Origin of the sequence: Streptomyces sp. NPDC057010, from assembly GCF_042673805.1 — a bacterium.
Lineage (GTDB): Bacteria > Actinomycetota > Actinomycetes > Streptomycetales > Streptomycetaceae > Streptomyces.
In genome coordinates, this window is the sequence record NZ_JBHUSC010000109.1 from 1 (window position 1) to 5985 (window position 5985).

At 72.5% G+C, this 5985-nt stretch carries 4 protein-coding genes; all 4 read right to left on the reverse strand.

Annotation, left to right across the window (positions count from 1 at the left end; all coding sequences use genetic code 11):
- Nucleotides 1-274: 274 nt before the first annotated feature.
- The 4 genes from ACFTXQ_RS36185 to ACFTXQ_RS36200 all read right to left on the reverse strand — a co-directional run bounded on the left by ACFTXQ_RS36185 (nt 275) and on the right by ACFTXQ_RS36200 (nt 5689).
- Nucleotides 275-556 carry an HU family DNA-binding protein gene (locus ACFTXQ_RS36185; protein WP_007264399.1) on the reverse strand — a complete coding sequence of 94 codons (282 nt, stop codon included), beginning with the start codon at nt 554-556 and terminating at the stop codon, nt 275-277.
- Nucleotides 557-896: 340 nt separating this feature from the next.
- A complete protein-coding gene (locus ACFTXQ_RS36190; RefSeq protein WP_382649813.1) occupies nt 897-2300 on the reverse strand; it encodes an NAD-dependent malic enzyme in 1404 nt (467 codons plus the stop codon).
- A 439-nt stretch (nt 2301-2739) separates the two neighbouring features.
- Nucleotides 2740-5046 (reverse strand): HelD family protein, encoded by a 2307-nt coding sequence (locus ACFTXQ_RS36195; protein ID WP_382649815.1) that lies wholly within the window; start codon nt 5044-5046, stop codon nt 2740-2742.
- Between the two features lie 82 nt (nt 5047-5128).
- On the reverse strand, nt 5129-5689 hold the full coding sequence (locus ACFTXQ_RS36200) for a CGNR zinc finger domain-containing protein (RefSeq protein ID WP_382649818.1): 561 nt from the start codon (nt 5687-5689) through the stop codon (nt 5129-5131).
- Nucleotides 5690-5985: the final 296 nt, after the last annotated feature.

Here is a 5985-nt window from a genome sequence, read left to right on the forward strand (position 1 = left end):
CAGAGCCCCCCGGGCCCCGCGAGGGGCCCGGGGGGCTCTCCCGTTCCCGCCCGGCGTCCGGCGGCCCCTCAAGGCCCTTGACGGTCCCTCAAAGCGCCTCAGGCGCCTCAAGCGCCGCGAGCGGCACAGGCGCCCGGGAGGCCCGGGAACAGGCCGAAGGGCGGCCGCCCCGCCCGGGGTGGCCGCCCTTCGCCGTTCTGCGTACTGCTGCGCGCACTTCCTGCGCGCTACTGCCGTTCCAAAGGCCTGTGCGGCCTTCGGCGCCGGGGCAGGACTACTTGCCCTTGGCGGCTTCCTTGAGCTTGGAGCCCGCGGAGACCTTCACGCTGTAGCCGGCCGGGATCTGGATGGGGTCGCCGGTCTGCGGGTTGCGCGCGGTGCGAGCGGCACGGTGGGTGCGCTCGAAGGTCAGGAAGCCGGGGATGGTGACCTTCTCGTCGCCCTTGGCGACAATCTCGCCGACGGTCTCGGCGAGCGCGGCCAGAACGGCGTCGGCGTCCTTGCGGGTCACCTCGGCGCGCTCGGACAGAGCGGCCACCAGCTCACTGCGGTTCATGTTGTACTCCCGTGTTCAACTTGCCTTAGAGGCGTGAGATCGAAGCCGATGCTGCCAGGGCCCTCGGACAGTCCCCGGACCCGGGTCTGAACGTCAGACCCTCTCGCCCGGTTACGCATCCTGCCCCCACCAGCGGCGGGAAAGCCAATCCGGCACCCGCCGGGGTCACACGAAAAGCGCCACAGTCACGCCGCGGTGACGCTCCGTCCACGCCCTCGCTCACACGCCCCTGTGGACCGCAGACCTCGCGGGCATCCCCGCAACCCTAGAGGCGGCCCGGCGGGCCCGCATCTCGCGACGCGCCGGTATCAGGCGGCCGTGAGCGCGCTCACAGCGGTCGTCACCCGGCCGTGGCGGCCTTGCGGACGGCACCCGCGACCGCACCCGCGACCTTGTCGTTGAACACCGACGGGATGATGTAGTTCGCGTTCAGCTCGTCCTCGCCGACGACGTCGGCCAGGGCGGTCGCGGCGGCCAGCATCATGTCCGTGTTCACGGTGCGGGACTGGGCGTCCAGCAGGCCGCGGAAGACGCCCGGGAAGACCAGCACGTTGTTGATCTGGTTCGGGAAGTCGGAACGGCCGGTGGCCACGACGGCGGCGGTCTGGCGGGCGACGGCCGGGTCCACCTCGGGGTCCGGGTTCGCGAGCGCGAACACGATCGCGCCTTCGGCCATCGCGGCGACGTCCTCGCCGGAGAGCACGTTGGGGGCCGAGACGCCGATGAAGACGTCGGCGCCGACCACGGCCTCCTTCAGAGTGCCCGTGTAGCCCTCGGGGTTGGTGTTGTCGGCGATCCAGCGCAGCGGGGAGTCCTCGTGCGCGTCGACGAGGTCGGGGCGGCCGGCGTGCACGACACCGTGGATGTCGGCGCTGACCGCGTTCTTGACGCCCGCGGCGAGCAGCAGCTTGAGGATGGCCGTACCGGCCGCGCCGGCGCCCGACATGACGACCTTCACATCGCCAACTGCCTTGCCCACGACGCGAAGTGCGTTGGTGAGGGCGGCGAGGACGACGATCGCGGTGCCGTGCTGGTCGTCGTGGAAGACGGGGATGTCGAGGGCCTCGCGCAGGCGGGCCTCGATCTCGAAGCAGCGCGGCGCGGAGATGTCCTCCAGGTTGATGCCGGCGAAGCCCGGGGCGATCGCCTTGACGATGGCGACGATCTCGTCGCTGTCCTGGGTGTCGAGGCAGATCGGCCACGCGTCGATGCCGGCGAAGCGCTTGAAGAGGGCCGCCTTGCCCTCCATGACGGGCAGCGCGGCCATCGGGCCGATGTTGCCCAGGCCCAGCACGGCGGAACCGTCCGTCACGACTGCGACGGAGTTGCGCTTGATGGTCAGGCGGCGGGCGTCCTCGGGGTTCTCCGCGATCGCCGTGCACACGCGGGCCACGCCCGGGGTGTAGATCATCGAGAGGTCGTCGCGGTTGCGGATGGGGTGCTTGGACGACATCTCGATCTTGCCGCCGAGGTGCATCAGGAAGGTTCGGTCGGAGACCTTGCCGAGGCTGACGCCCTCGATCCCGCGCAGCTTCTCGACGATCTCGTCCGCGTGCGCGGTGGAGGTCGCGGCGATGGTGACGTCGATCCGGAGCTTCTCGTGGCCGGAGGCGGTCACGTCGAGGCCGGTGACCGAACCACCGGAGGACTCCACGGCAGTGGTGAGCTGGGAGACCGCGGTTCCGCTCGCGGGCACTTCCAGGCGGACCGTCATCGAATACGAGACGCTGGGCGCCGTTGCCATGGCCGTGTTCCTCTTCTGTCCCTGGTTTTCGCTTGTACGCACAGGGCCCGGCACACGGCAGGTGTGGCAGGACCTGTTGTCCGATCGTCCCACCTACCAGCCGGTACAAGGTAACCAGCTACAAATTTCGGAAGAACTCTTCCACCATACGAGATACCCGGGACGTTCGGAACGGGGGGTCCATACAAAACAGGTCCGCGCCCCCCAGCAGATGGAGGGCGCGGACCTGTTGATTCGTCTGATGACACCGACCCGCCATGCTCGCCTCGCGGCAAGTGGTCGCTCTAAGCGACGAAGGTTGGGCCCGGGGGCTTGGATCGAGTCGGTGCCGTACCCAGGCTAACAAAGGATCGCCCGATGTCATCCCCGTGCCCGACGTCGGTTTCCGGCACCACGCTCCCGGCCGCGGACCAAACGGCCGTACGAAGCCCTGGGCGGGCTACGGGAGCAGCAGCTCCGGCACCCCGTCCGCGCCGGGCTTGTCCCGGTCCGCCGAGACCACCGTGAGCTGCTGCGTCGCGCGCGTCAGCGCCACGTACAGCACGCGCAGGCCGGCCGGGGACTCGTCCGCGATCTCCGCCGGGGAGACGACCACCGTGGCGTCGTACTCCAGGCCCTTGGCCTCCAGGCTGCCCAGCGCCACTGCCCGCTCGCCGAGGTCCGCGAGCCAGCCCGCCGCCTCCGCGCGCCGGTCCATGGCCACGACCACGCCCACCGTGCCGTCCACCTGCTCCAGCAGCCTGCGCGTCTCCTCGCGCACGGCCGTGCCCAGATCGCCCTGCGCCGCCGTGAAACGGGGCTCCAGGCCCGTGGAGCGCACCGCCGACGGCGGCTCCATGCCGGGCATCGCCAGGCGCAGCACCCGGGAGGCGACCTCGGCGACCTCGGCCGGGTTGCGGTAGTTCACGGTCAGCGTGAACCGCCGGCGCGGGCGGGACCCCAGGGCCTCGTCGCGGGCCGCGGCCGCTTCATCCGGGTCGGTCCAGGAGGACTGCGCCGGGTCGCCGACCACCGTCCAGGTGCCCGTCCGGCCCCGGCGGCCCACCATGCGCCACTGCATCGGCGTCAGGTCCTGGGCCTCGTCGACGATGACGTGCGCGTACTCGGTGCGCTCCGCCGCGAGCCGCTCGGCCCGCTCCCACCGGGTCTCCTCGCGGGTCGGCATCAGCTCCTCCAGCCCGCTGAGCTGGTCGAGCACGTCCATCTCGCGCTTGCGCTTGGGCCGCGCCGGCGCGCCGAGCAGCTGCTGGAGCTCGTCGAGGAGGGCCACGTCGTGCACCGACAGGGGGCCCTTGCCGTCCGGGCCCACCCGGCGCAGCGAGCGCGCCAGCTGGCGGGTCTCGCGCGGGTTGAGCTCCCGGCGCGACCAGCGGCCGAGCCTGCGCTCGTCGGCCATCGCGGCCAGCACCCCGCGCGGGGTCAGCTCGGGCCACCAGGCGTTCAGGAAGTCGATGAACGCGTCCTCGGTGGAAATGTCCTCGTCGAAGGCGGAGCGCAGCTCGGCGGCCAGCTCGGGGTCGCTGTGCCGGCCGGCGCCGCCGGACTTCGCGTAGAGGGCGTCGAGCAGCAGCCTGCGGGCGCGCGGGCGCAGCAGGTTGACCGGCGCGGTGCCGCTGAGCACGGTCTGCCGGATCCGGTTCAGCTCGTCGGCCTCCAGCTCCTGGCGGCGCCCGAAGGCCACCACCCGCAGCCGGTCGGGGGCGTTGCCCAGTTCCAGGGCGCCCCGTACGGCCTTGCGCAGCACCTTCAGCATCCGCGAGGAGCCCTTGATCCGGGCCACGGGCGGGTCGTCGTAGGTGGTCGCCTCCGCGCCGTCGACCAGCGAGCCGAGCGCCCGGATGGCGACCTGGCCCTCCTCGCCGAGGGAGGGCAGCACGCCCTCGGTGTAGGCGACGAGCAGCGGGGTCGGGGAGACGATCAGGATGCCGCCGGAGTAGCGGCGCCGGTCCTGGTAGAGCAGGTAGGCGGCGCGGTGCAGGGCGACAGCGGTCTTCCCGGTGCCGGGGCCGCCGGCGACCTCGGCGACGGAGGCGGCGGGGGCCCGGATGACCAGGTCCTGCTCGGCCTGGATGGAGGAGACGATGTCGCGCATGGTGTGGGTGCGGGCGCGGCCGAGCGCGGCCATGAGCGCGCCGTCGCCGAGGGCGGGCAGCTCGCGGCCGTCGAGGAAGGCCGTGACCTCCGGGCGCATCAGGTCGTCCTCGACGCCGAGCACCTTGCGGCCCTTGGAGCGGATGACGCGGCGGCGCACGACGCGGCCGGGGTCCTTGGGCGTGGAGCGGTAGAAGGGCGCGGCGGCGGGCGCGCGCCAGTCGATGACCAGCGGCGCGTAGTCGGTGTCGAGCACGCCGATGCGTCCGATGTGCAGGGTCTCGGCGATGTCCGCGGTGAGATCGGGACGGATGGCCTCGTCGGCGGGCTCTACGGAGGTGTAGGCGCCGTCCGGGCCGCGCTCACCGTCCTTGCCGAGGACCAGGTCGATGCGGCCGAAGAGGAAGTCCTCGAACTCGTTGTTCAGCCGGTTCAGGTGGATGCCCGCCCGGAAGACCTGCGCGTCGCGCTCGGCGAGGGCGCCGGGCGTCCCCACCTGCCCGCGCTTGGCCGCGTCCTTCATCAGGAACTCGGCCTCGTGGATCTTCTCCTCGAGGCGTCGGTACACCCGGTCGAGATGCGTCTGCTCGACCGCGATCTCCCGATCTCGGACGGAATCCGCCGTGCTGTCGACAGCGGCATTCTGCGCGGCCACCAAGGCCCCCTTCTGACGTGCATGGGCGACCGTCAACCGTACGCGAATCGGCACCCTGTCCGCACGCCCGTTCCGGAACCGCCTACACGGTGCCCGCGGCCAGGGCCCTGCGGCGGTGCCGGGCGACGCGCTCCCGGTTGCCGCACAGCTCGCTGGAGCACCAGCGGCGCCGGTGTCCCCGGGAAGTGTCCAGGTAGACGCGGGTGCAGCCGTCGCCCTCGCAGGCGCGCAGCAGGGCCCGTTCGCCGGGGTCGGTCAGCAGCTCGACGGCGTCCCGGGCGACGGCCGCGAGCAGTGCGCCGCACTCCACGCCGCCGCACAGCTCCCGTACGAGGTGGCCTTCCCGGTCGCGTACGGCACACAGGCCCGGGGGTGGACCGGCGGCCAGCGCGTTGACCCGGGCCAGGGCGGGGTCGTCCGGCTCGGTCCCGTGCAGCTCCGCCCGTACGAGGGCCTCCACATCGGCGCGCAGGGTCCGGAAGGCCGCGACCCAGTCGGGGCCGACCCGGGCGAGCGGGGTCCGGTCCGGCACGAGCCCGGCCCCGGCGAACCACAGGCGCAGCTCGTCGCCGTCCCGGATCCCCTCGTGGGGGGCGAATGTGGCCACCAGGTCCAGGCAGACCCGGCCGGAGTCGAACCGCATGCCCGTCACCGCCTCGCGTCGTGGGGCGCCTCCCCAGAGTGCCGCGCGCTGCCGCGCAACGGAACCCCCCGAACCGGTTCCCTCCGGGGGTCCGGGGTTGCCGCTGCGCTGCGCTCCGCTCCTGGGGCTCTGCCCCAGACCCCGCGCCTCAATCGCCGGCGGGGCTGGATTTGGCTGCTGCCGTCCGCCTGGTGCGGCTGGATTGCCCGGAGGGCAATTTCAGCCCTCCGGCGTTTGAGGAGCCGCCGGAGACAAAATCAGCCTCGCCGGCGTTTGAGGCGCGGGGGCCCGGGGGC